Annotated in this window: 24 protein-coding genes; 18 read left to right on the top strand and 6 right to left on the bottom strand. The window is 70.0% G+C overall.

Features of this window, described 5'->3' with window-relative positions; genetic code table 11:
- Positions 1 to 43 precede the first annotated feature (43 nt).
- A complete protein-coding gene (locus V8688_RS05770) occupies positions 44 to 637 on the bottom strand; it encodes a TetR/AcrR family transcriptional regulator (protein ID WP_342800340.1) in 594 nt (197 codons plus the stop codon).
- 117 nt (positions 638 to 754) lie between these two features.
- On the opposite strand from V8688_RS05770, the gene V8688_RS05765 reads away from it, so the two are divergent.
- The 7 genes from V8688_RS05765 to V8688_RS05735 all read left to right on the top strand — a co-directional run bounded on the left by V8688_RS05765 (position 755) and on the right by V8688_RS05735 (position 6,745).
- A complete protein-coding gene (locus V8688_RS05765) occupies positions 755 to 2,224 on the top strand; it encodes an aldehyde dehydrogenase (RefSeq protein WP_218720488.1) in 1,470 nt (489 codons plus the stop codon).
- A gap of 33 nt (positions 2,225 to 2,257) precedes the next feature.
- Complete coding sequence (locus V8688_RS05760) at positions 2,258 to 3,007, top strand: SDR family oxidoreductase (protein WP_316574928.1); 750 nt, start codon at positions 2,258 to 2,260, stop codon at positions 3,005 to 3,007.
- Positions 3,004 to 3,891 carry an NAD(P)-dependent oxidoreductase gene (locus tag V8688_RS05755; RefSeq protein ID WP_342800339.1) on the top strand — a complete coding sequence of 296 codons (888 nt, stop codon included), beginning with the start codon at positions 3,004 to 3,006 and terminating at the stop codon, positions 3,889 to 3,891. Before V8688_RS05760 ends, V8688_RS05755 begins: the two co-directional genes overlap by 4 nt.
- Positions 3,888 to 4,259 carry a carboxymuconolactone decarboxylase family protein gene (locus V8688_RS05750; RefSeq protein ID WP_218720485.1) on the top strand — a complete coding sequence of 124 codons (372 nt, stop codon included), beginning with the start codon at positions 3,888 to 3,890 and terminating at the stop codon, positions 4,257 to 4,259. The genes V8688_RS05755 and V8688_RS05750 overlap by 4 nt, the downstream gene beginning before the upstream one ends.
- A 64-nt stretch (positions 4,260 to 4,323) precedes the next feature.
- Positions 4,324 to 4,908 (top strand): TetR/AcrR family transcriptional regulator, encoded by a 585-nt coding sequence (locus tag V8688_RS05745; protein ID WP_218720484.1) that lies wholly within the window; start codon positions 4,324 to 4,326, stop codon positions 4,906 to 4,908.
- 163 nt (positions 4,909 to 5,071) lie between these two features.
- Positions 5,072 to 5,239 carry a hypothetical protein gene (locus V8688_RS05740; protein ID WP_218720483.1) on the top strand — a complete coding sequence of 56 codons (168 nt, stop codon included), beginning with the start codon at positions 5,072 to 5,074 and terminating at the stop codon, positions 5,237 to 5,239.
- 234 nt (positions 5,240 to 5,473) lie between these two features.
- The gene (locus tag V8688_RS05735; RefSeq protein WP_316574926.1) at positions 5,474 to 6,745 is read left to right on the top strand and encodes a helix-turn-helix domain-containing protein; all 1,272 of its coding nucleotides are present in this window, start codon (positions 5,474 to 5,476) and stop codon (positions 6,743 to 6,745) included.
- Positions 6,746 to 6,766: 21 nt separating this feature from the next.
- Here the strand turns inward: V8688_RS05735 and V8688_RS05730 are convergent, their stop codons facing one another.
- On the bottom strand, positions 6,767 to 7,978 hold the full coding sequence (locus V8688_RS05730) for an oxygenase MpaB family protein (RefSeq protein WP_342800338.1): 1,212 nt from the start codon (positions 7,976 to 7,978) through the stop codon (positions 6,767 to 6,769).
- Between the two features lie 75 nt (positions 7,979 to 8,053).
- Here V8688_RS05730 and V8688_RS05725 point away from each other — a divergent pair, with 75 nt between their 5' ends.
- On the top strand, positions 8,054 to 8,677 hold the full coding sequence (locus tag V8688_RS05725) for a TetR family transcriptional regulator (protein WP_342800337.1): 624 nt from the start codon (positions 8,054 to 8,056) through the stop codon (positions 8,675 to 8,677).
- 60 nt (positions 8,678 to 8,737) lie between these two features.
- On the opposite strand, the gene V8688_RS05720 is transcribed toward V8688_RS05725, so the two are convergent.
- A complete protein-coding gene (locus tag V8688_RS05720; RefSeq protein WP_342800336.1) occupies positions 8,738 to 9,793 on the bottom strand; it encodes an AraC family transcriptional regulator in 1,056 nt (351 codons plus the stop codon).
- Between the two features lie 108 nt (positions 9,794 to 9,901).
- Here V8688_RS05720 and V8688_RS05715 point away from each other — a divergent pair, with 108 nt between their 5' ends.
- The 5 genes from V8688_RS05715 (at position 9,902) to V8688_RS05695 (ending at position 15,258) form a co-directional block, all read left to right on the top strand.
- Positions 9,902 to 11,386, top strand: coding sequence for an NAD(P)/FAD-dependent oxidoreductase (locus V8688_RS05715; RefSeq protein ID WP_342800335.1), 1,485 nt, complete (start codon positions 9,902 to 9,904; stop codon positions 11,384 to 11,386).
- 437 nt (positions 11,387 to 11,823) lie between these two features.
- Positions 11,824 to 12,999, top strand: a complete 1,176-nt coding sequence (locus V8688_RS05710; RefSeq protein ID WP_218720475.1) for an AI-2E family transporter — start codon at positions 11,824 to 11,826, stop codon at positions 12,997 to 12,999.
- A 196-nt stretch (positions 13,000 to 13,195) separates the two neighbouring features.
- On the top strand, positions 13,196 to 14,302 hold the full coding sequence (locus V8688_RS05705; RefSeq protein ID WP_218720473.1) for a glutamate--cysteine ligase: 1,107 nt from the start codon (positions 13,196 to 13,198) through the stop codon (positions 14,300 to 14,302).
- A gap of 117 nt (positions 14,303 to 14,419) precedes the next feature.
- Entirely contained in the window at positions 14,420 to 14,593 is a 174-nt protein-coding gene (locus tag V8688_RS05700) for a CsbD family protein (protein WP_218720471.1), read from the top strand.
- Between the two features lie 173 nt (positions 14,594 to 14,766).
- Positions 14,767 to 15,258 (top strand): DinB family protein, encoded by a 492-nt coding sequence (locus tag V8688_RS05695; RefSeq protein ID WP_342800334.1) that lies wholly within the window; start codon positions 14,767 to 14,769, stop codon positions 15,256 to 15,258.
- 43 nt (positions 15,259 to 15,301) lie between these two features.
- Here the strand turns inward: V8688_RS05695 and V8688_RS05690 are convergent, their stop codons facing one another.
- Positions 15,302 to 15,958, bottom strand: coding sequence for a cyclase family protein (locus V8688_RS05690; protein WP_218720467.1), 657 nt, complete (start codon positions 15,956 to 15,958; stop codon positions 15,302 to 15,304).
- 129 nt (positions 15,959 to 16,087) lie between these two features.
- On the opposite strand from V8688_RS05690, the gene V8688_RS05685 reads away from it, so the two are divergent.
- Positions 16,088 to 16,234, top strand: coding sequence for a hypothetical protein (locus V8688_RS05685; RefSeq protein WP_316574919.1), 147 nt, complete (start codon positions 16,088 to 16,090; stop codon positions 16,232 to 16,234).
- Between the two features lie 36 nt (positions 16,235 to 16,270).
- Here V8688_RS05685 and V8688_RS05680 read toward each other — a convergent pair whose 3' ends face one another.
- Positions 16,271 to 17,356 carry a diacylglycerol kinase gene (locus tag V8688_RS05680; protein WP_342800333.1) on the bottom strand — a complete coding sequence of 362 codons (1,086 nt, stop codon included), beginning with the start codon at positions 17,354 to 17,356 and terminating at the stop codon, positions 16,271 to 16,273.
- A 10-nt stretch (positions 17,357 to 17,366) separates the two neighbouring features.
- Complete coding sequence (locus tag V8688_RS05675) at positions 17,367 to 18,158, bottom strand: SDR family oxidoreductase (RefSeq protein ID WP_342800332.1); 792 nt, start codon at positions 18,156 to 18,158, stop codon at positions 17,367 to 17,369.
- Between the two features lie 91 nt (positions 18,159 to 18,249).
- Between V8688_RS05675 and V8688_RS05670 the strand changes: the two genes are divergently transcribed.
- From V8688_RS05670 to V8688_RS05655, 4 genes are all read left to right on the top strand, one after another.
- Positions 18,250 to 19,128, top strand: coding sequence for a helix-turn-helix domain-containing protein (locus V8688_RS05670; protein ID WP_342800331.1), 879 nt, complete (start codon positions 18,250 to 18,252; stop codon positions 19,126 to 19,128).
- Between the two features lie 123 nt (positions 19,129 to 19,251).
- Entirely contained in the window at positions 19,252 to 19,569 is a 318-nt protein-coding gene (locus V8688_RS05665) for a hypothetical protein (protein WP_342800330.1), read from the top strand.
- 188 nt (positions 19,570 to 19,757) lie between these two features.
- Positions 19,758 to 20,309, top strand: coding sequence for a VOC family protein (locus V8688_RS05660; protein WP_218720456.1), 552 nt, complete (start codon positions 19,758 to 19,760; stop codon positions 20,307 to 20,309).
- Complete coding sequence (locus V8688_RS05655) at positions 20,306 to 20,812, top strand: nuclear transport factor 2 family protein (protein WP_218720454.1); 507 nt, start codon at positions 20,306 to 20,308, stop codon at positions 20,810 to 20,812. The genes V8688_RS05660 and V8688_RS05655 overlap by 4 nt, the downstream gene beginning before the upstream one ends.
- Positions 20,813 to 20,817 lie beyond the last annotated feature (5 nt).

Here is a 20,817-nt window from a genome sequence, read left to right as displayed (position 1 = left end):
CTGGACAGTACTACGGTTACCGTCGCGCGACAAGGAGGAACTGTCAGTCGCCCGGTGTCGGTTCGGCCAGCATGCGGCGCGCGCAGACCTCGAGCAGGTCGGCGACCTCGGCGTAGGAGAGCAGTCCCATGCCGCCCTGTAACAGCGCGCCGGAATACAGGAGTTCCAGCGCCGCGAGTTGTTCGGGGTCCTTGGTGCCCAGGGCCAGCGCGAGCCGGTGGCGGATCTCCTTGCCGATGCGTAGTCGCAGGTGTCGCACATCGGGATCGTCACCGAGCAGCGCGCTGCTGACCGCGCCGGCGAGCGCGGGCTCGTCGGCCACCAGCATCGAGACCCGGCGCAGCACGGCGACTACCCGCGTCGTCGGGTCGGCGTCCTGGTCGTCCAGGTACGGCAGGGCGATGAGGCGTCGCCAGAACACCTCTGAGATCAGGTGTTCCTTGGAGGAGAAGTAGGTGTACGCGGTCGCGGTGCCGACGCCGGCCGCGGCGGCGACGAGCCGGATGGTGGTCCCCGAGTAGCCCGCCCTGGCCAGCACCTCGACCGCGGCCACGGTCAGGCGGTCCACGGTGTCGGCCTGTTTCTCCGTCAAGCGTCGTCGAGTTGCTTCGATGCCGGTAGGCGCGGGTTCGGACATGTGTCTGGATGCTACTACAGCTGGGTGTATGGACGAATGACGCGCATTCCCTTGCGGCCGTTCCGGAATCCGAACTATATTCCGTACACCTGTCCAGACAAGTATCGGAGACCTGCCATGAACGGCCTCGTCCCTGCCGGCGGCACGCCCCTGCTGATCGGCGGCAAGCTGATCCCGGGTGGCTCCGGCGTCTTCGCGACGATCAATCCGGCGACCGAGGAGGTGCTCGGTCACGCCGCCGACGCTTCGGCCGCCGACATGGACGCCGCGATCGGCGCGGCCCGCGCCGCTTTCGACGAGACCGGGTGGTCCCGCGACCCCGCGTTCCGCGCCCACTGCCTGCGTCAACTGCGCGACGTGCTGGGCGAGCACCTCGAGGAGTTGCGCGAGATCACGATCGCCGAGGTCGGCACCCCGGTCATGCTCACCAGCGGACCGCAGCTGGAAGGCCCGGTCGCCGATCTGACCTATGCCGCCGAGCTGGCCGAGAACTACACCTGGGAAACGGATCTGGGCACGCGGGACCTGATGGGGGTCGCCTCCCGGCGGGTGATCCGCCGCGAGGCCGTGGGCGTCGTCGGCGCCATCACGCCGTGGAACTTCCCGCACCAGATCAACCTGGCGAAAATCGGCCCCGCCCTCGCCGCGGGCAATACCGTGGTGCTCAAGCCCGCGCCGGACACACCGTGGTGCGCCGCCGTGCTGGGCCCGCTCGTCGCCGAACACACCGACATTCCCGCCGGCGTGCTCAATATCGTCACCTCCGCCGATCACGGCCTCGGCGCGCAGCTGGTCGACGATCCGCGCGTCGACATGATCACCTTCACCGGCTCTACGCGCACCGGCCGCTCGGTGATGGCGGGCGCCTCGGCGACGCTCAAGCGCACCTTCCTCGAGTTGGGCGGCAAGTCGGCGGCGGTCGTGCTCGACGACGCCGATATCGCCGCGGCCGCGAGCTACACCGCGTTCACCGTCGCCGTGCACGCGGGCCAGGGCTGTGCCCTCACCACCCGGTTGCTGGTGCCGCGCGCGGCCTACGACGCCGCGGTGGCCGCTGCCGCCGCGACACTGTCGGGGCTGGCGGCGGGAGACCCGACGAACGCCGCGACCGTGTGCGGGCCGGTGATTTCCGCGCAGCAGCGGGCGCGGGTGGAGCGCTATCTCGAGCTCGCGAAGGCCGAGGGCGGACAGATCGTGGTGGGTGGTGGCAGGCCCGCCAACCAGGAACGCGGTTTCTTCATCGAGCCGACGCTCATCGCCGGCCTCGGCAATTCCGCGACCGTCGCGCAGGAGGAGATCTTCGGGCCGGTGCTCGTGGTGATCCCGCACGACGGAGACGACGACGCGATCCGACTGGCCAACGACTCGCCCTACGGTCTGTCGGGCTCGGTCTGGGGCACGGACCCGGCGCGGGTGGAGCGGGTGGTCGCGGGCGTGCGGACCGGGACGCTGAGCGTCAACGGCGGGCTCTGGTACCACGCCGACGCACCGTTCGGCGGCTACAAGCAGTCCGGCATCGGCCGGGAGATGGGCGTCGCGGGCTTCGAGGAATACCTCGAGACCAAGCTCGTCGCCACCCCCGCCTGAGCGCACCGACCCCTACACAGGAGCTGAACAACCATGGCACGTTTCACCGGTCGCACCGCGATCGTCACCGGCGCGGCACAGGGCATCGGCGCGGTCTACGCCGCCGCGCTCGCCGCCGAGGGCGCCAATGTCGTCGTCGCCGATCTCAACGCCGAGCGCGGCGCGGAGGTCGCGGCGAAGATCGTCGCCGAGGGCGGCACCGCGGCGTTCCACCGGGTCGATGTGGCCGATCCCGAATCCGCCACGGCGCTGGCGGAATTCACCGTCGCCGAGTTCGGGGCCATCCATCACCTGGTGAACAACGCGGCGATCTACGGCGAGATGAAGCTGGACCTGCTGCTCACCGTCCCGTGGGACTACTACAAGAAGTTCATGGGCGTGAATTTCGACGGCGCGCTCAATGTGACGCGTGCGGTCTGGCAGCCCATGGTCGCGGCGGGCGGTGGTTCCATCGTCAATCAATCCTCCACGGCGGCCTGGCTGTACTCCGGGTTCTACGGGCTGGCCAAGGTCGGCATCAACGGACTCACCCAGCAGCTGGCGACCGAGCTCGGCGGCTCGAAGATCCGGGTCAACGCCATCGCGCCCGGCCCGATCGACACCGAGGCCACGCAGACCGTGACGCCGGGGAATCTGGTGAAGGACATGGTGTCCCGCATCCCGATCAGGCGGATGGGCACACCGCAGGACCTGGTCGGCGCCTGCCTGTATCTGCTGTCCGACGACGCGAGCTGGGTCACCGGGCAGATCCTGAACGTCGACGGCGGGCAGATCATCCGATGACGACCGCATCGGATGAGCTGCCGGTCGGATTCGTCGGGCTGGGCAATATGGGCACGCCGATGGCCCGGCGCCTGCTGGACTGGCCGGGCGGGCTCACCGTCTGTGACGTCCGCGCCGAGGCCACCGTGCCGTTCGTCGAGGCGGGGGCCCGGGCGGCCGCCGATCCGGCGGCGCTGGCGGCGCAGGCGCGGGTCATCTGCGTGACCGTCGTCGACGACGCGCAGGTGCGGGAGGTGCTCACCGGTCCGGCGGGCATCCTGCGCACCGCGGTTCCCGGCACCGTCGTCGCGGTGCATTCGACCATCGGTGATCAGACCGCGGACGAACTCGCCACGCGCTGCGCGCAGCACGGGGTCGAGTTCGTCGACGCGCCGGTCAGCGGTGGCGCGCCGGGGGCCACCCACGGCAGCCTGGCCGTGATGATCGGCGGCAGCGCGGCCGCCATGGATCGGATCAGGGCGCCGTTCGGCTGTTTCGCCGACCTGATCGTGCACGCCGGGGACGTCGGCGCGGGCACCCGAATGAAGTTGGCGCGCAACCTGTTGCACTTCATCTCGTTCACCGCCGCGACCGAAGCCCAGCGCCTGGCCGACGCCGCCGGGCTCAGTCTCACCGCGCTCGGCAAGGTGGTGCGCCACTCCGACGCGGTGACCGGGGGGCCGGGCGCGATCATGCTGCGCGACACCACCGCCCCGCTGGACCCCGACGACTTCTGGTTCCCGATCCTGGGCCATGTGCGCGATCTCGGTGAAAAGGATCTCGCGCTGGCCCTGGAACTCGGCGACCGGCTCGGCGTCGATCTGCCGCTCGCGCACCTGGCCATCGCCCGGCTGGCCGACGGGCTCGGCGTCGCCGGGGCCGTTCTCGACAAGGAGACATCATGAGCACCACCGACGACGATCTCAGGCAGCGTGGCCTGGCCAAGATGAGCGAGGTCTACGGCTGGGACTTCACCGACGGCCCCGGTGACTACTTCGCGGTCACCGCGGATCACCTGTTCGGCGAGATCTGGTCGCGCCCCGCGCTGACCGTGCGGGAACGGCGGCTGCTGCTGCTCGGCGCGCTCACCGCGCAGGGCCATCTCGACATCGCCGAGATCCAGATCGGGGCGGCGCTGCGCAACGGTGAGCTGACCGAGGAACAGCTGCGCGAGATCGCGCTGTTCCTCTGCCATTACGTGGGCTGGCCCGCCGGGACCAAACTCGACGGCGCCGTCGGCAAGGTGGTCGCGCAGGAACGTCGCAAGACGTAGCCGGGAGCCGACACCCGGGCGTGGTCGGCGGACGGGCCGCGCCCGCGGAGTAGCATCCAGACGCATGTCCGAAAGCAATTCCATCAGCCTCGAGGCGACCCGGCGGCGGTTGACCGACAAGCAGGCCGACACGGTCGACCGGCTCACCAAGGCGGCACTGCGGGTGCTGGCCCGAGATGGCTTTTCCGGCATGACGATCCGGCTGGTCGCGGCGGAGGCGGGCGTCGGCACGGCCACCGCGTACACCTATTTCTCGTCCAAGGAACACCTGGTGGCCGAGATCTTCTGGCGGCGGCTGCTCGCCTCGCCCTCACCCGCCAGCGACGACCCCGACCCGTCGGTCCGCGTGCTCGCCGAACTGCGCACCATCGCTCTGCTGGTGGCCGACGAGCAGGAACTGTCCGGCGCGGTCACCAGCGCGCTGCTGGGCGGCGACCCGGATGTCGAGCATCTGCGCACCCGCATCGGCATCGAGATCCGCGGCCGGATCTCGCGCGCACTCGGCCCCGACGCCGACGAGGAGGTCGTCGAGTGGCTCGAACTGATCTACGCGGGCGCTCTGGTCCGCGCCGGGATGGGCTACGAGTCCTACGAGAAGATCGCCGACCGTATCGAACGCGCCGCCCTGCGCATCCTGCGGGTTCCGTAGCCGCCGATCCGATCCGCTTGTAGGTATCCATGACAATTCCCCGAGTTTCTACGGAGAAAGTCAAGAACCTTCATGAAGTGCCGTCGCCGCGATCTGACTGTGATCTGATCGAGATGTCCCCGAGATGGGGGCATGTCGAAAGAACGCAATCGAGGTTGACTGTATGAATTCCAGAACTGCCCGTCCGCTCGCCGTCGCCGTGCTGGCGCTGTCCGCCTGTGCCCTGGGCGCGGGAACCGCCACGGCGGCCGCCCCGGCCCCGGTCATGGGGTCGGTCGAGGTGTGCCTGCCCCTGCCGCTCGGTCCGCTCGAGGTGAGCTTCTGTTTGTAGTCCGCTAGCCGGAGTGCCGCCGATGGTGGTGGAACCGTCCGCGAGGAACGGGATTGCGCGGTTCCGTCGGGAGCCGCCACCATCGGACGGTGGGACGCGCTCGCCGGATTTTGGGGGAACCCCTGAACATTTCGGCATTCCCTTACCGCCGATCACAAGCGAAGCCGGAGCGGTGGTTTGTACTTCACGGTAAGTTGGGAGCTTGCCCAGTTGCCTGGGTGGGAAGGATTTGTTATGGCTGGCTCAGCATCCCGCACGCCGTTCTTGACCGCCGCGGGACGACCGGTATCGACCCCGTTGAAAGATGTGCGGGCGATATCCCGCCAGATGGTGGGCCATTTCATCGAGAACGTCATCCCGTGCGCGACCCTGCCCACCGAAGTCCTCGACGGCGATGTCACCACCGTGACGCGGGTGTGCCTGGAACTGACCGGTGGTGTCCTCGACGGCCGCGATCTCCCCGGACGCCTGGAGCGGATTCAGGCCGCGGCCGCGGGCTGGGCGCGGGAGGGTATTCCGATCGACACGATCCACAACGCGGTACACGAGGGTTTCAAGCTCGGGTTCGACCTGGTGATCGCGAATGTGACCAACCACGACCACGCCACGGTCGTCGGCGTGGCCCGGCGACTGACCGACGTGCAGAACACCATCACCTCGGCGGTGTCGGCGGCTTATGTGCGGGAATTGCGTTCCGTGGTCAGTGAGCACCACACTGCCGTGCACACCTTGACCTCGGCGCTGCTCGGCGGGCAGAGCACCTCCACGATGGCCAGGGAATGCGGCATCGAGATCGCCGACCGCTATCACGTCATCGCCCTGGCGCTGCCGCCGCACGCCGAGGAATTCGATCCCGCGCTGGACGCGAATGTGGTCGCCCGCCGCAAGCTGCGACGAGTACAGGCCGAGCTGGCCAACCGCTGCGTCGGCAAAGTGCTGTCACTGCTCAGCGTCGACGGCGGGACCCTCCTGCTGCCCACCGTGGAATTCTCCGAACCGGACCTCGACGACCTGGTCGCCGGATTGTCCGCCGCGGCCCAGGTGCCCGTACGCGCGGTGACGACAGCCGCGACGCCGGCCGACATCCCGCGCGCCGCCGAACAGGTGCACGAACTCGTCGAGATAGTGCACCGACTGGGTGGGCCCAGCAAGGTGTACCGCCCGCACGAATTGGCCTTCGAATATCAGCTGACCAGGGAAGGCGCGGCGCGCGACTATTTGAGCTCGGTCGTCGATTCCCTCGAAGCGCACCCGGAATTGCTGCGCACGCTCGAGGTCTACATCGCGTCGAATCTGCGCAGGACGAATACCGCGCGCGAATTGTTCGTCCACACCAATACCGTCGACTACCGCCTCAAGCGCATCAGCCAGCTGACCGGCTTCGACCTCAACGACGTCACGGGACTGTGTTATCTGCGCGCGGCACTGCTGATCCGTGCCCACCGCGGCCTGAACAGGCCCGACGACGGCCACCCCGACGACGAAACCCGCTCCCGCGCGGGCTGATTCGTCGGGGCGGGCTCGCTCCTACGCGGCGTGGGTGAGTCGGCTGGCGGAGGCCCCGATGGCCGGGCGGTCCCCGACCAGGGTGCGCATGAATCGGTCCTGTTCTCGGGCGCCGCGAGTGGCCGCACGGTCGAGGCCGCCGGGGAGTACGCGGGTGGCCGAGCGGACGAGGTTCGGGGGGATCCGGATCGCCGGGTACCAGGGGATGATCACTGTCGGGAGACCGAGCGCGCGCATCGTGTGGCGACCGAGGAAGGTGCCGGTGACCGACAGGTGCTGGGCGTAGGCCAGGCGTCGGCGGACGGTGGGGAGCCGGTCGTAGTTCCACGACAGCGGATCTCGGGACATCGGTATCGCGAGCCGGCGGGTCGACTCGTCCGGGTCGGCCAAGGCCGACAGGGTGTGCACCAGCACGCGCACGCCGTCGCGGAACGAATGCGGCAGCCACTGCTCCTCGACGCCGAGCAGGCTGCCGACGTAGCGCACGAGATGTGCGACGGCGTCGGCTTCGGACGGGGTGAGCAGCACGCCCATCCCCATCGCCCCGATCGCCGGCGCGATGAAGGCGCCGACCAGCGTGGCGGCCATGTCGGTCTGGTTGATCGGCAGGCCCCAATCCTCGGTTTGCCAGTCCGGCATCGCGGTGACGTGGCGACGCACGAACGCGTGGATGAGCCGCACCCGGATCGTGGACCGATAGCCGAGCCCGAGCGGGGACAACCCGTCCTCGGACAGCACGTCCATGGCCCACTGCATCGTCTCGGCCCAGCGCTGATTGGACCCCTTCTCCAGGGCGCCCGTACGCAGCAGGGTCTTGTTGAAACCGGAGAACTGGTAGCCGCCCAGCATGGCGACATCGCGTGCGATGTACATGCCGTCGGAGCCGCTGCTGAGCAGCACCTTGGCCCCGCGTACCAGCTTGGCGTGATCGACCCACGTGGGCACCGTCTCGACCCGGGCGAAGAACTCGCGCAAGGGTTCCGGGGCATCCGGCACCGCGGCGATGCCGTGGGTGAGCGCCCGGTCGAACAGCGGGCGCAACTGTTTGCTGCCCGCGGTGACCATCCACTCGACCAGCCGATCCATCGGTTCGTCCCCGACGAGCAGTCCCTCGCCGAGGCGCCGCCACTGGTCCGCGTCGGGACTCCGGACACCCAGTGACGCCGCGAAACCGCCGACGATCGCCGGGGTGCGGTGGGGTCGGTCCGGGTGTCGGGTGGGAACGGTACGCATCGGCACTCCTCGTTGAGCGTCGGAAACTGGATAACAACTGATATCCAAAGTAGGTCGCCTGCTAAAGTGCTGTCAATGGCGCGTGCGGAGGTGGTCCGGCCCTATCGGGGGATGAGCGCGGCGAACCGACGAGACGAGCGCCGCGACAAGCTGCTGGCCGCGGGTCGGCAGGTGTGGGGCGAAGTCGGCCTGACCGAGGTCACCGTGCGCCGCGTGTGTGCCGCGTCGGGGTTGACGCCGCGCTACTTCTACGAGCAGTTCGCCACCAGGGACGCGCTGGTACTCGCCGTCGCCGAGCAGGTGCACGAGGAGCTGGCCGCCACGCTGGTCGAGGCCAGTCAGGCCGAGCCGGGTGGCCTGAAACGCAAGCTGGCGCGCGCGTTGACGGCCTATCTCGACGCCATCGCCGCCGACCCGCACCTGCACCGCATCCTCACCAGTGACACCCACGGCACCGCCGGCCTCGAGGAACTGCGTGCGCGCTCGGTCGGCATCGTCACCGATCTCGTGGTGCAGTACAGCGCGGAGTTCCTCGACACCCCCGCGACGCCGGAGAGCCGGCGCCGGGAAGCGCTGTTCGTCGTCGGCGGGATCAATCAGCTCATCGATGCCTGGCTGCGCGACCCGCGTCAGTCGAGTGCCGAATTGGCCTCGCTCTGTACCGAACTCGCCCTCGCCGTGGCGACGCGAGCGGGCTGACCGGCGTTCGCCGGTCCGTGGATTGCGGCACGCAGGGCCGCGTGGTGAACAGCCTCGCGCTCAGCGGACGCGCTGGCGCCGGTAGGCCGAGGGTGTGGTGCCGGTCCAGCGCTTGAACGCGTGGATGAACGGCGTCGCCTCGGCGTAGCCCAAGCGCACGGCGATGTCGTCGATCGACAGCGGGGTGCCGGTGAGCATCTCCTCGGCCAGCGCGCAGCGGACCTCGTCGACCAGCGCTCGATAGCCGGTGCCCGCTGCGGTGAGGCGCCGTCGGAGCGTGCGGGGGCTCGTGCCCAACTCGCGCGCGACGACCTCGATGGTCGGCGGGGACGGGATGAGCGCGGTATCCCCGCCGGGCAGAATCAGTGCGCGCACCTCTGCGGTGATGCCGGTGCGCGCGGTGCGTTGTTGCAGGAGCTCGGCGCACTGCGCCACGCACAGGCTCCAGGTCTGGGCATTCGCCTGGGGGAGTGCCTGGGCCAGGACCGTGGGGTCGAGGGTGAAGACCGTGTGCGCGCGGCCGAATTCCGGTGCGACGCCCAGGATCTCGTGCAGGAGGTCGGCACCGTCGCCCGCCTCGAAGTCGAACTCGATCCGCGCGACGGTGAGTTCGTGGCCGAGTAGATCACCCAGCACCCGATGCATCGCGACCACGTCGCGTTCGACGAGGAACCGCGCCACGTCGGCGGGAACGAGGTCGTGGTGGATCCAGGCCAGCACGCCGTCGTCGCCGGATTCGACGACGGGGGTACAGAATCCGTAGCCCAGCTGATAGTAGCGGAGGGCCAGCGAGATCGCTTCGCGCAGTGTCGGACTGGTGACGCAGGCGAAGCCGAAGATGCCGAAGGTGGAGAGCCGGTAGCGGCGGCCGACCTGCGCGCCCAGCGCGGGCACGTCGGCGAGTTCGCGCACGAGATTGCGCACGACGACGAGTTCGGTCACGGCAGGCACCTGCAGCTCGGGAGAGGTCAGGCCCGCCGGGGCGAGGCCGGTGCCCGCCAGGACACGATCGGCGTCGACACCGTGCTCGGCGGCGAAGTCGGCCATCACCGCGATGCTGGCGATGCCGCGCGGAAAGTCCCAGGTCCGGATGTCCGGCTCTTCGACGGTGCGCATCCGGCCATTATGGCCGAAAGTGTTGATTCTCTGGCCGTCGTTGTTTGTGCTCGGTGTTCACGCGGGTCGTAGCGTTGACGGTGGCATCAGCGACAGAGGAGTCCTGGCATGAGCGCGCGCACCACCCCCTCGATCGTCATCATCGGGACCGGCTTCGGCGGCCTCGGCATGGCCATGGAGCTGCAGAAGGCCGGGTTCGACGACGTGACCCTGCTGGAACGGGCGGCCGACGTCGGTGGGGTGTGGCGGGAGAACACCTACCCGGGCGCCGGGTGCGACATCCCGTCGCCGCTGTACTCCTACTCCTACGAACCCAGGACCGACTGGCCCAAGCGGTTCTCCGAGCAGCCCGACATCCAGGCGTATCTGCGCGGGGTGGCCGAGAAGCGGGGGCTGATGGCGAAGATCCGGTTCGGCGCCGAGGTCACCGCCGCGGAGTTCGACGATGTCAGGGGCACCTGGACGGTCAGCACCGCCGACGGCGCGACGATCAGCGCCGATGTCCTCGTTCCCGCGGTGGGTCAGCTGTCCCGCCCGGCCTGGCCGACGATCCCGGGGATCGACGACTTCCAGGGCGAGTCGTTCCACTCGGCCGAGTGGAATCACGACGTCGAGCTGGCAGGCAAGCGGGTCGCGGTGATCGGGACCGGTGCCAGCGCCATCCAATTCGTGCCCGCCATCCAGCCGAAGGTGCGGCAGCTGACGCTGTTCCAGCGGTCGGCCGCGTGGGTGCTGCCCAAGCCCGATGTCGAGTACCGGCCCTGGCATCACACCGTGTTCGCGCGCGTGCCCCCGGTCCGGCTGGCGGAGCGATTCGCGTTCTGGGCACTGTGCGAGTTCCTGTCGCTGGGCATCGTCGATGTCCCCGCGATCCGGCCGCTGGTGACCGGCATCGCCACCCGGCACCTGGAGAAGCAGGTGCCGGACCCGACGTTGCGGGCCGCGCTGCTGCCCGACTATCCGGCCGGATGCAAGCGGGGGCTGTTCTCCAACAACTACTTTCCGGCGCTCACCCAGCCGAACGCGCACGTCGAGACGAGCGCCATCAGCGAGATCGTGCCCGAGGGCATCCGCACGGCCGACGGCGTCGTCCACGGCGCGGACGTGATCATCTACGGCACCGGGTTCAAGGGCACCGAATTCCTGTGGCCGATGCGGATCGTCGGCCGGGGTGGCCGCGAACTCGAGGACGCGTGGGACGGTGGCGCGCGCGCCTACCAGGGCATGTCCGTGCCCGGGTTCCCGAACATGTTCCTCGTCTACGGCCCGAACACCAATCTCGGCGTGGGGTCGATCGTGTACATGATCGAATCCCAGGCCCGCTACATCCGGCAGGCCGTCCAGCAGATCGCCCGCCATCCCGGGCGGGTGCTCGACGTGCGGCCCGACGTGGCCGAGGAATACGACGTCCGGGTGCAGCGACGGCTGGAACGGACACCGTGGACCCGCTGTTCGAGCTGGTACCGCACCGCGGCCGGGCGCGTCACCAACAACTGGCCGGGCACCGTGACCAGCTACCGCCGCCGCACCCGCACCTTCGCGCTGTCGGACTACAGGGTGGTCCCCACTGCGGGTGAGCGCCCCAGGCAGTGACGAACAGCCGATCGGCGAGTACCCGATCGACACCCCCGGAGCAGGTGCGGGGAACGCCTCGGTGAGGCGCGCGTGGGACCGAAGGTTTCTCCAGCAGCACCGGCGTGCGCGGGTCGGCGGCCGCGGCCATGATCTTCTTGCCGGTGGCGGTCGAGCCGTGAAGGCGACCTTGTCGACGGCACCCGATGCGGGCTGGCCGCCACGGTGTACCCGCCGTTCGGCGGGGCCGGGGAATCGGGCATCGGGCGCATTCACGGCCAAGAGGGCCTGCGCGGTTCGCCCGCCCGCAGACGATGGCGCGGCCGCGGTTCGCGGTCCCGGGCACGGCGCCGCCGACCGTCGAGTGGACGGCGGCGAACCGTGGCGTCGTCCGGCGTCGGGTCGGGTTCCTGCACGGGCGGGAGCGCTGAGGACAGCGCGCGTGTCAGACTGACGGCGTGAGCGGGCCGGTGAAAGAACCCAGTGTGGCGCAACCGAGCGGAAAGTCGCCGCGTGATCGCGGGGACGTGATCGGGGGCGGGCTGCTGTGGCTGGCGAAGTGGTCGCTGTGCATCGTGGCGATCGCGGCGGGCGCGTGGGTGCTGGGTTCGATCGCCGCCCGCCTGTGGGTGGTGATCCTGCCCGTCGCGCTGGCGACCGTGGTGGCCACGATCCTGTGGCCACCGACCCGCTGGCTCACCAGGCACCGGTGGCCGCCCGCGCTGGCCGCGACGGCGACCCTGCTGGGATTCCTCGGGTTGGTGGCCGGGGTCGTCGCGCTGATCGTGCCGTCGGTGGCCGAGCAGGCGCCCGAACTCGTCGACAAGTCCACCGCCGGTGTCAATCAGGTCCGTGACTGGATTCAGGGACCGCCGTTGCGGCTGCGCGACGAGCAACTCGATTCCGCGGTCGACGCGATCGTGGCGCGCCTGCAGTCCAGTGGCTCGCAGATCGCCAACGGCGTGTTCACCGGCGTCTCCACCGCGACATCGTTCCTGATCACCGTGTTCTTGGTGCTGGTGCTGGTGTTCTTCTTCCTCAAGGACGGTCCTCGGCTGCTGCCGTGGATGCACGGGGTGTTCGGACAGCGCAGCGGCCGCCATGTCGAGGCTGTGCTCGAGCGGGTGTGGGCGACGCTGGGCGGATTCATCCGGACTCAGGCGGTCGTCAGCATGGTCGACGCCCTCTGCATCGGCACGGCGCTGTTCATCCTCGACGTCCCCCTGGCGCTGGTGCTGTCGGTGATCACCTTCATCGGTGGCTTCGTACCGATGGTCGGCGCCTTCGTCGCCGGTGCGCTCGCGGTGCTGGTCGCGCTGGTCGGCAACGGGTTCACCACCGCCGTGATCGTGCTCGGCATCGTCATCGCGGTGCAGCAGCTGGAAGGCAATGTGCTGCAACCGGTCCTGCAGAGCCGCAGCATGGAGCTGCACGCGGTGATCGTGCTGCTGGCGGTCACCGCGGGCGGCTCGCTCTACGGCATCACCGGCGCGTTCCTCGCGGTGCCGGTCGTCGCGATGGTCGCCGTGGTCATTCGCTACATCGGCGAGCAGATCGACGCCGCCACCGGATCAGCGCGGGCGGCGGCCGCCGAAACGGACAGCGACGCGCCCGTGCCCGAACCGGGTACCTGAGCGGATTCCTGGGCGATCAGCGCGCGGACCTGCGCCGGATCGCCGGGTTCGTGACTCGACACCGGCTCGCCGGGGTTCACGACGGCGACCACCTGGTCTACGGTGAAGGTGTCGCCTGTGGAGACGTCGTCACGGATGACTGTGCCGCGATCGCGGTGGGAAGTACCTCGTCGAATCCCTGCAAAGGAGGCGGGCGGTGGGCAGGCACGCGGACGTACTCACGGTCGGCGTCGAAGAGGAATTCCTGTTGACCGACCCCGGCACCGGCGCCCCGGCCGCGAAGAACAGCCAGGTCGCCGAGACCGCGCGGCGGGCCGGGATCGACCTGCAACTGGAGCTGACGCGCTGCCAGGTCGAAACCAGCAGCCGGGTGCACTCCGACATCGGGGAATTGCTGGGGGAGTTGCGCACATCCCGGCGCCGGGTCGCCGAGTGCGCGGCGGAGCACGATGCGCGGCTGCTGGCGGTGGCGATCCCGCCGACCGTCCCCGACCGGTTCCCGGTGACCGACACCCCGCGCTATCAGCGGATCGCGCACGCGTTCGGGATGATCGCCCACGAGCAGGGGCTGTGTGGTTGCCATGTCCATGTCGGTGTGCCCGACCGCGAGACCGCGGTGCTCGTCGGTAACTACGTGCGGCCCTGGCTGCCGGTGCTGCTGGCCACGACCGCGAACTCGGCGATCTATCGCGGCGCCGAGACCGGCTACGCGAGCTGGCGCAGCATCCTGTGGCGACGCTGGCCCAGCGCAGGCCCACCGCCCTATTTCGCCTCGCTCGAAGACTTCGAGTCGATCGTGGCGATGATGCGGGCCAGCGGCAGCATCCTGGACAACAAGATGGTCTACTGGGACATCCGCCCCTCGGAGTCGTTCCCGACCGTGGAAGTCCGGGTCAGCGATGTCCCGGCCACCGCGGCGGAGTCCGCGCTGCTGGCGGCGTTGATCCGGGGGATCGTGAGCTCGGGACTGCGGTCGATCGCGCGCCATGAACCCGCGTTCGCGGTGTCGGGGGAGGTGCTGCGGACGGCGTACTGGAACGCCGCGCATTCCGGCCTGGACGGCAACGGGCTCGATATGGCGAAGGGCCGGGTGGTCCCGCATCTGGAGTTGCTGCATCGGCTCGTCGACCACATCGCCACCGCGCTGGACGACAGCGGGGACCGCGAGTTCGTCGTCGAGGCGATCGACGCGCTGGCCGGCCGCGGCAACGGCGCGCGGCGCCAGCTCGAGGCGTTCCGCGCTCGGCGCGACGTCGCCGATGTGGTCGCCGCATCGGCGCGGGCGACGCTGGAGGGATGCTGACGAGGTCCCGGCGCACGGGTGTTTGTCGCGACGAGACCCGGGTATCGCGGCAAGTGGGTCCCCAAGACGGCCCACGGTCACGGTGTGGCCGAGCGAACGTCTGAAAGGAATGCCGCGATGAGCTTTGCGGACAAGGCGAAGAACAAGGCCGAGGAATTGGCGGGTAAGGCCAAGGAGGCTGCCGGCAAGGCCACCGACGACCGGGACCTGGAGAACGAAGGTCGCGGGGAACAGGCCAAGTCCAACCTGAAGGACGCCGGCGAGAAGGTGAAGGACGCCTTCCGGAACTGACGCACCTGCTCTCTCCCGCGGGGGCACCGGCTCGACTGCCGGTCCCCCCGCGGCGCGCGGTGGGCGCCGCTGATCGCCGGTTTGCCGAAACCGCAACTTCGCGTGCCAGATCGTGGTGGGCGTGGCGAGACTGGGAGAGCGCGGGCCGATGCTCGCGACGAAAGGAGACCTTTGTGCCCACGCCGCGCCGCACCCGCCGCAGGGACACCCCGCCGCCGCGAACCGGTGGCGACGAGAAACAGGTCCTGCGCGGGTTCCTCGACTATCTACAGACCTCGATCGCCGCGAAAGTCGACGGCGCCCCCGACGCGCAGGCGCGCACGCCCGCGGTGCCGTCGGGCACGAATCTGCTCGGCCTGCTGGCGCACCTGACCTCCGTCGAACGCGCGATGTTCCTCGGCGACACCGTGACCGACTGGCCCGCGACGTTCCACGTCGCTGCCGAGGACAAGGTGGACGCCGTCGTCGCCCGCTACCGCGCCGCGGTCGAGCGCGCGAACGAGATCCTCGACGGCTGTACCGATCTCGGCGCGCCGGTGCCGCGGGCCGGGCGACCCGCTCCCAGCGTCCGCTGGGCGCTGACCCACATGATCGAGGAGACCGGCAGGCACGCGGGCCACGCCGATATTCTTCGCGAACTGATCGACGGCACCACCGGCCGCTGACCGTTCGGGCAGAGATCGGATGGCCCCCGCCGAGGCCGGACGGCTACCGGCCGCCCACGCGGGCCACCGCTCGGACCGGCGCTCCGTCCGCTGCGCTGAGACGCAGGGGGAACAGCGAGACCTCGATGGTGGCGCCTGCCGACTGAGCGGCCAGCAGCCGGTCGAGACCGGTGAGGTTCTCGGCGATCACCGCGTGCGCGCCGCACAGGATCCGGTGCGCCGGGAGGGCGAGATCTTCGGCCTCGGACGGATCGATGCTGGGTGCGTCGATGCCGACGGTGCGGATTCCCTTGTCCACCAGCATCTGTGCCGCTGCGGGGTCCAGAGAGGGGTGGGTGAGATAGGCGTCGGTGCCCCAGCGCGACGACCATCCGGTGGCGATCAGGACGACGGCGCCCGGCACCGGATCGATATCGAAGAGCTCGACCCCGATCACGCCGCGGGCGGGCACGGACCCGGCGTCGACGATGTACGCGGGCCCGGTGAAGCGTTCGAGCGGGAGTTCGTCGAGCGTGGGCAGGCTGTCGTCGAGATGAGCGGGCGCGTCGACATGGGTTCCGGATTGCGATCCGAGGTGGACGCGCAGCACGTTGACCCCGTCGGTGGCGACCCGAAGGGCCGGTTCCAGGCGGACTTCCGGGTCGCCGGGAAACACGGGCATCCCCGTGTGGATCGGCTGGGTCAGGTCGATCAGGCGCACACCGGGAGCTTACGGACAGGTCCGGCGCTTCGCCGGTGCGGCACGCGCGCCGAATAATCATTAGCCCGCCACATCATTGCCCGATAGCCTGGTGAGACCCGCGGATGAGCTCTGGGGAGGAGCGAAACGATGTGGAACTGGGGAAAATCCGTCGCCGAACACGCGGCGGCCGCCGCCTGGACGACCTGGCCGCCCGCCGAGACTCGACCGACCATCGTGGACCCACCGTCGTGGGGATCCGAGCCCGGCATCGCCGGACCGAGCGCGGACACGTGAGCGGCCGAGGTCGAGCCGGCCGTTTTCACTGTGCTGTCACGGCTTGCGGCCGGGATCGGCCAGACCGGACCCGGTGACGAGCGGAAGGTCGAGCGTGGTGCGGATGCCCGGCGGTGCGGCGACGACGGCCGGAATCGCATTGACCACCCGCATCGCCGTGCCGACCAGACTGGCGTGATTGTGGTCGCCGCGGTCGCTGAACATCGCCAGATCCAAGGTGTAGTTCGGCTCACCGGTGATCTCGACGCGGTAGGACCCGCCGGCCCGGGCGGGCTGCGGCCAGTCGGGGGCGAGGTCGGCGCGCAGCCGGGTGACATGCTCGAGCACGGTGACGACCCGGTCGCCGACCATGCCGCGGACCTCGAACCGCAGGGCCGCGGCCGTGCCCGCGGGGATGGTGCCCGAGTCGATGTCGAAGGTCTCCGGCGCGGGCAGTCGCTCGAAGCGTTCGGTGACGCTGTCGAGTTCGATCGCCAGCCCCGCGGCGAGCTGGCGCACCACGCTGCCCCAGGCCAGCGACAGCACGCCCGCTTGCAGCAGCAGGGGAGTCTCGTCCATCGGCTTGCCGAAGCCCATGATGTCGAACATGACCGCGGGGTTGTCGTAGGTGGAGTAGTCGACGATCTCGAGACAGCGCACCTGCTCGACGTAACGGCAGGTGCCCAGCAGGGCCAGCGGCAGCAGATCGTTGGCGAAGCCGGGGTCGATGCCGTTGACGAACAGCGACGCATCGCCCTGCGCCGCAGCCTGTTCCACCGGCGCCAGCAGGTCCGTCGGCAGCACCTGCCACGGATACTGGAGGAACACCGGGGCGCTGGCCACCACATTGATCCCGGCGGCGAGCAGGGCGCGCAGATCCGCGAGCGCCTCCAGCAACCGGTTGTCGGTCATGGCGGTGTAGACCACGCAGTCGGGCCGCAGCGCCAAGACGTCGGCGAGCTCGGTGGTGGCGAGGACGCCGGTGGGCGTGGATGTTCCGGCGAGTTCGGCGGCGTCGCGCCCGGCCTTGTCGGGCCCGGACACGTGCACACCGACCAGCTCGAACCGGGGATCGGCCAGCACTCCCGCCAGGGCGTGCCTGCCGACATTGCCGGTGCCCCAGTGCACTACACGATGAACCATGGTGTCGTCCTCACAGATCCGGCAGGGGAATGGTCAGATTCGGCGCGATGAGCCCACCGTCGACCTCGAGCACCTTCCCGGTGAGGAAGGCGCCCGCGGGCGAGGCGAGAAACAGCGCGGCCGCGGCGATATCGCCGGGCTCGCCGAGGCGCTGCAAGGGCGTCGCCTGCTCCATCGCCGTGCGCATCTGCTCGTTGCCCGCGACGATGTCGAGCGCGGAGGTCAGAATCGAGCCGGGCGCGATCGCGTTGACCCGGATGCGGGGGCTGAGATCCATGGCGGCGCTACGGGTGTAGTGGGCCAGCGCGGCCTTGGCGGTGGCGTAGGCGGCGAAGGCGCGTCCCGGCAGTCTGCCCATCGTCGAGGTGATGTTGATGATCGAGCCACCGCCCGCGGTGTCGAGCATCCTCGGCACCGCGGCACGCACCAGGGCGTGCGCTGTCCCGACATTGAAGGCGAAGGCCTCGGCGAGATCGCCGGGGGAGGTGTCGAGCAACGGTCTCGGCAGCGCCCCGCCCACATTGTTGACGACGACATCCAGTCGGCCGAACTGCGCGGCCGCGGCGTCGGCCAGCGCGGTGACGGCGTCCGGGTCGGCGAGGTCGGCGACCACGACGTGCGCGCGCCGACCGGCCGCCTCGACCTGGTCGGCGACCCGCCGCAGGTCGGCCTCGGTGCGCGCGGCGATCACCACGTCGGCACCGGCCTCGGCGAAACCGGTCGCGATCGCGGCGCCGAGGCCACGCCCCGCCCCGGTGACGATGGCTACCCGGTCGTTCAGACGGAATTGGTCGAGGATCATGAGCACCTCTCGTGCGTCGAATATTCGACTAATATGTGGCGAATAGTCGAAGCAGTGTAGGGCGGGCCGTACCCGCAGACAAGAGGGTGTCATGCCGGAATCCGCGTCGCCGCCGACCCGTCGGGTCATCGAGGTGATGGAACTGCTGACCCGCAGTGACCGCGCGCTGACCGTCTCGGAGATCGCGTCGGCGCTCTCATCGGCGCGTGCCACGATCACCGCCGTGCTGACCGAGCTGACCGAGGCGGGCTGGGTGCGCCGCGACCGCGATCGTCGGTTCGGCCCCGGCCCCGCGCTCGCCGCGCTCGCGCCCGCCGACCCCGAGATCCCGGCTGTGGCGGTGAGTGCCGCGCTACGGGAACTGGCCGCGGCCGCGCACTGCGGTGTGACACTGAGCCGGATCGCCGACGGGCGGCTCACCGTGGTGGCCAAGGAATACGCGGCGGGCGCGCGCATCGTGCCCGGACTCGCTGTGGGACAGTCCATTCCGCTGTCCTTTCCGGCGGGCGCCGCCGTGATGCCGTGGCGCGGGGAGCCCGAACGCCGGGCGTGGCTGGCGACGGCGACCGGCCCGGCGCGGCGGAGCGCGCCGGCGCTGCTGCGGTTCGTCACCACCCACGGCTGTGCGATCTTTCGCCCCGATTCCGACGACGCCGGCGTGGTGGAGGTGCTCGCGGAGTTGCTCGGCGCGGTCGGCGGCGAGGTGGTCCAGGCGGAACTCCGTGCCCGGGTGCTGCGGCAGCTGGCCCGGCTGACCGCGCGTCCCTACCGGGAAGCCGACCTCGCGGACGAGGAGCCGCTGCCCGTGGGCTACCTGTCGGCGCCGGTGCTCGGCGGTGCCGGCGCGCCCTACGAGGTCCAGATCGGTCTGCTGCGCTCCGCGGTCGGCCAGGCCGATCGCGCGCGATACGTCGACATGATCCGCACCGGCGCCGCGGCGCTGTCGGCCGCGCTCGGACGGCGGGCCTGACCAACGCGGCGGAGCGCGTCCGCGGCGCAGGTCCCGACCGGCTGATTACCTTTCGCCATTGTGGCTATGCCCCCTGTGTCGGGCTCTAGCGGCTCGGGTACGCCCACAGGAACGAGAGTGATCATGTATTTGCGAGCAACGATCGTGGCGACAACGCTGATCCTGGCCATGATGGGCGGGACAGCGGGCTGCGCCGAAGTGGAGAAGGCCGTCAACAAGGGCGGTGACACGAGGTGCAGCGAGTACGTCGCCCAGGATTCCGCCAAGAAGCACACCACGGTGACGAAAATGCTCGAAGAAGAGGGCCGGGAGAGTACGGCCGCGGACCAGAACGCGGTCGACTTGGCGGTCGCCGCCGTCAACCTGATGTGCGAGGCGCAGGCGAACCCGGACACACCGATCCGCGACGCGGATCTGACCGGGATCCTGGTGCCGAAGTGAGACCCGCCGACAGGCTTCGGCCTGCCCGCGCGCGGTGAGCTGGTCGAAGCGTCGGCGTTGCCGGTCGTGCCCGGCGGCGCCGAGCTCCCAGGCGCGTGTCCCACTCGCCGGTCACCCGGTATCGACCCGGGGTGATTCCGTGGGACTGTGAGAGGTCGAGAACCATCGATCTCAGGAGGTCGCCGGGCATGCGGGGAATCAACCACATCGTCCTGTTCGTCGCGGATCTGCCGCGCAGTATCGCGTTCTACGAGGATGTGCTCGGATTCGAGCGGCTCGCCGAGGGATTTCCCGGCGGCGCGTTCCTGCGCCACCCCGGTTCGGCCAACGACCACGATCTCGGGCTCTTCCAGGCCAGGACCGCCGCGGCGGGGCCGGGCTCGGTCGGGCTCTATCACGTTGCGTGGGAAGTGGATACGTTGTCCGAGCTGGCCGCGGTGCGCGACGGCCTGACTGCCGCGCACGCGCTGACCGGGGCGAGCGATCACGGGTCGACCAAGGCGCTCTACGCCCGCGACCCCGACGGCATCGAGTTCGAGGTGTGCTGGCTGGTGCCCGACGAGCACGTCGAAGACGCCCTGGCTCCCGGCACCTCGCTGACCGCGCCCCTGGACATCGATGCCCAGATCCGCCGGTACGGCGCCGACACCCCGGGCGGTCCGCGGACCGACCCCGCAGTGTGGGCACGCGTCGCGGCGCGCCGGGCGGCGCTGTCCGCAACGGCGGGGAGGCACTCATGACCCCGGCACCCGCAGATCTCGCGGCACTGCTGCGGCGCGTGGAGCTGATGGAGGACAAGTGGCAGATCCTGGAGCTGATCGCCGCCTACGGTCCCGCCGTGGACAGTGGATCCGCCGACGGCACGGCCGCGCTGTGGTCCGAAGACGGTGAGTACGACGTGGATTCGGGAATGCTGCGCGGGCGCGCCGAGGTGCGCGCGATGGTCGGCAGCGCGCCGCATCAGGGTTTCATCACCAACGGCTCGGCGCATCTGATCGGCCTGCCGCACGTCGAGGTCGACGGGGATCGCGCCGTGGCCATCGGACATTCGCAGCTGGTGCTGAAGGTTCCGGGCACGACAGCGCAGTTCCATGTCGCCCGGATCACCGCGAACCGCTGGGAACTGGTGAAGACCGGCGGTCGCTGGCAGGTACGGCGCCGCGTGGCCCGGTTGCTGGACGGCAGGCCCGAGGCGCGTGAGCTGCTCGGTGGCGTCGTCACCGGATCCGAGGGGCGGGACTGAGACCC

It is taken from the genome of Nocardia sp. No.11 (assembly GCF_038752175.1).
GTDB classification, from domain to species: Bacteria; Actinomycetota; Actinomycetes; order Mycobacteriales; family Mycobacteriaceae; genus Nocardia; species Nocardia canadensis.
Note: the sequence above shows the minus strand (reverse complement) of the source record. Positions and strands in the feature narration are given on the sequence as shown.

Coding starts and splice junctions, on each gene's coding strand:
- V8688_RS05770 (WP_342800340.1), bottom strand. CDS start 637: ATGTCCGAACCCGCGCCTACCGGCATCGAAGCAACTCGACGACGCTTG.
- V8688_RS05765 (WP_218720488.1), top strand. CDS start 755: ATGAACGGCCTCGTCCCTGCCGGCGGCACGCCCCTGCTGATCGGCGGC.
- V8688_RS05760 (WP_316574928.1), top strand. CDS start 2,258: ATGGCACGTTTCACCGGTCGCACCGCGATCGTCACCGGCGCGGCACAG.
- V8688_RS05755 (WP_342800339.1), top strand. CDS start 3,004: ATGACGACCGCATCGGATGAGCTGCCGGTCGGATTCGTCGGGCTGGGC.
- V8688_RS05750 (WP_218720485.1), top strand. CDS start 3,888: ATGAGCACCACCGACGACGATCTCAGGCAGCGTGGCCTGGCCAAGATG.
- V8688_RS05745 (WP_218720484.1), top strand. CDS start 4,324: ATGTCCGAAAGCAATTCCATCAGCCTCGAGGCGACCCGGCGGCGGTTG.
- V8688_RS05740 (WP_218720483.1), top strand. CDS start 5,072: ATGAATTCCAGAACTGCCCGTCCGCTCGCCGTCGCCGTGCTGGCGCTG.
- V8688_RS05735 (WP_316574926.1), top strand. CDS start 5,474: ATGGCTGGCTCAGCATCCCGCACGCCGTTCTTGACCGCCGCGGGACGA.
- V8688_RS05730 (WP_342800338.1), bottom strand. CDS start 7,978: ATGCGTACCGTTCCCACCCGACACCCGGACCGACCCCACCGCACCCCG.
- V8688_RS05725 (WP_342800337.1), top strand. CDS start 8,054: ATGGCGCGTGCGGAGGTGGTCCGGCCCTATCGGGGGATGAGCGCGGCG.
- V8688_RS05720 (WP_342800336.1), bottom strand. CDS start 9,793: ATGCGCACCGTCGAAGAGCCGGACATCCGGACCTGGGACTTTCCGCGC.
- V8688_RS05715 (WP_342800335.1), top strand. CDS start 9,902: ATGAGCGCGCGCACCACCCCCTCGATCGTCATCATCGGGACCGGCTTC.
- V8688_RS05700 (WP_218720471.1), top strand. CDS start 14,420: ATGAGCTTTGCGGACAAGGCGAAGAACAAGGCCGAGGAATTGGCGGGT.
- V8688_RS05685 (WP_316574919.1), top strand. CDS start 16,088: ATGTGGAACTGGGGAAAATCCGTCGCCGAACACGCGGCGGCCGCCGCC.
- V8688_RS05680 (WP_342800333.1), bottom strand. CDS start 17,356: ATGGTTCATCGTGTAGTGCACTGGGGCACCGGCAATGTCGGCAGGCAC.
- V8688_RS05675 (WP_342800332.1), bottom strand. CDS start 18,158: ATGATCCTCGACCAATTCCGTCTGAACGACCGGGTAGCCATCGTCACC.
- V8688_RS05670 (WP_342800331.1), top strand. CDS start 18,250: ATGCCGGAATCCGCGTCGCCGCCGACCCGTCGGGTCATCGAGGTGATG.
- V8688_RS05665 (WP_342800330.1), top strand. CDS start 19,252: ATGTATTTGCGAGCAACGATCGTGGCGACAACGCTGATCCTGGCCATG.
- V8688_RS05660 (WP_218720456.1), top strand. CDS start 19,758: ATGCGGGGAATCAACCACATCGTCCTGTTCGTCGCGGATCTGCCGCGC.
- V8688_RS05655 (WP_218720454.1), top strand. CDS start 20,306: ATGACCCCGGCACCCGCAGATCTCGCGGCACTGCTGCGGCGCGTGGAG.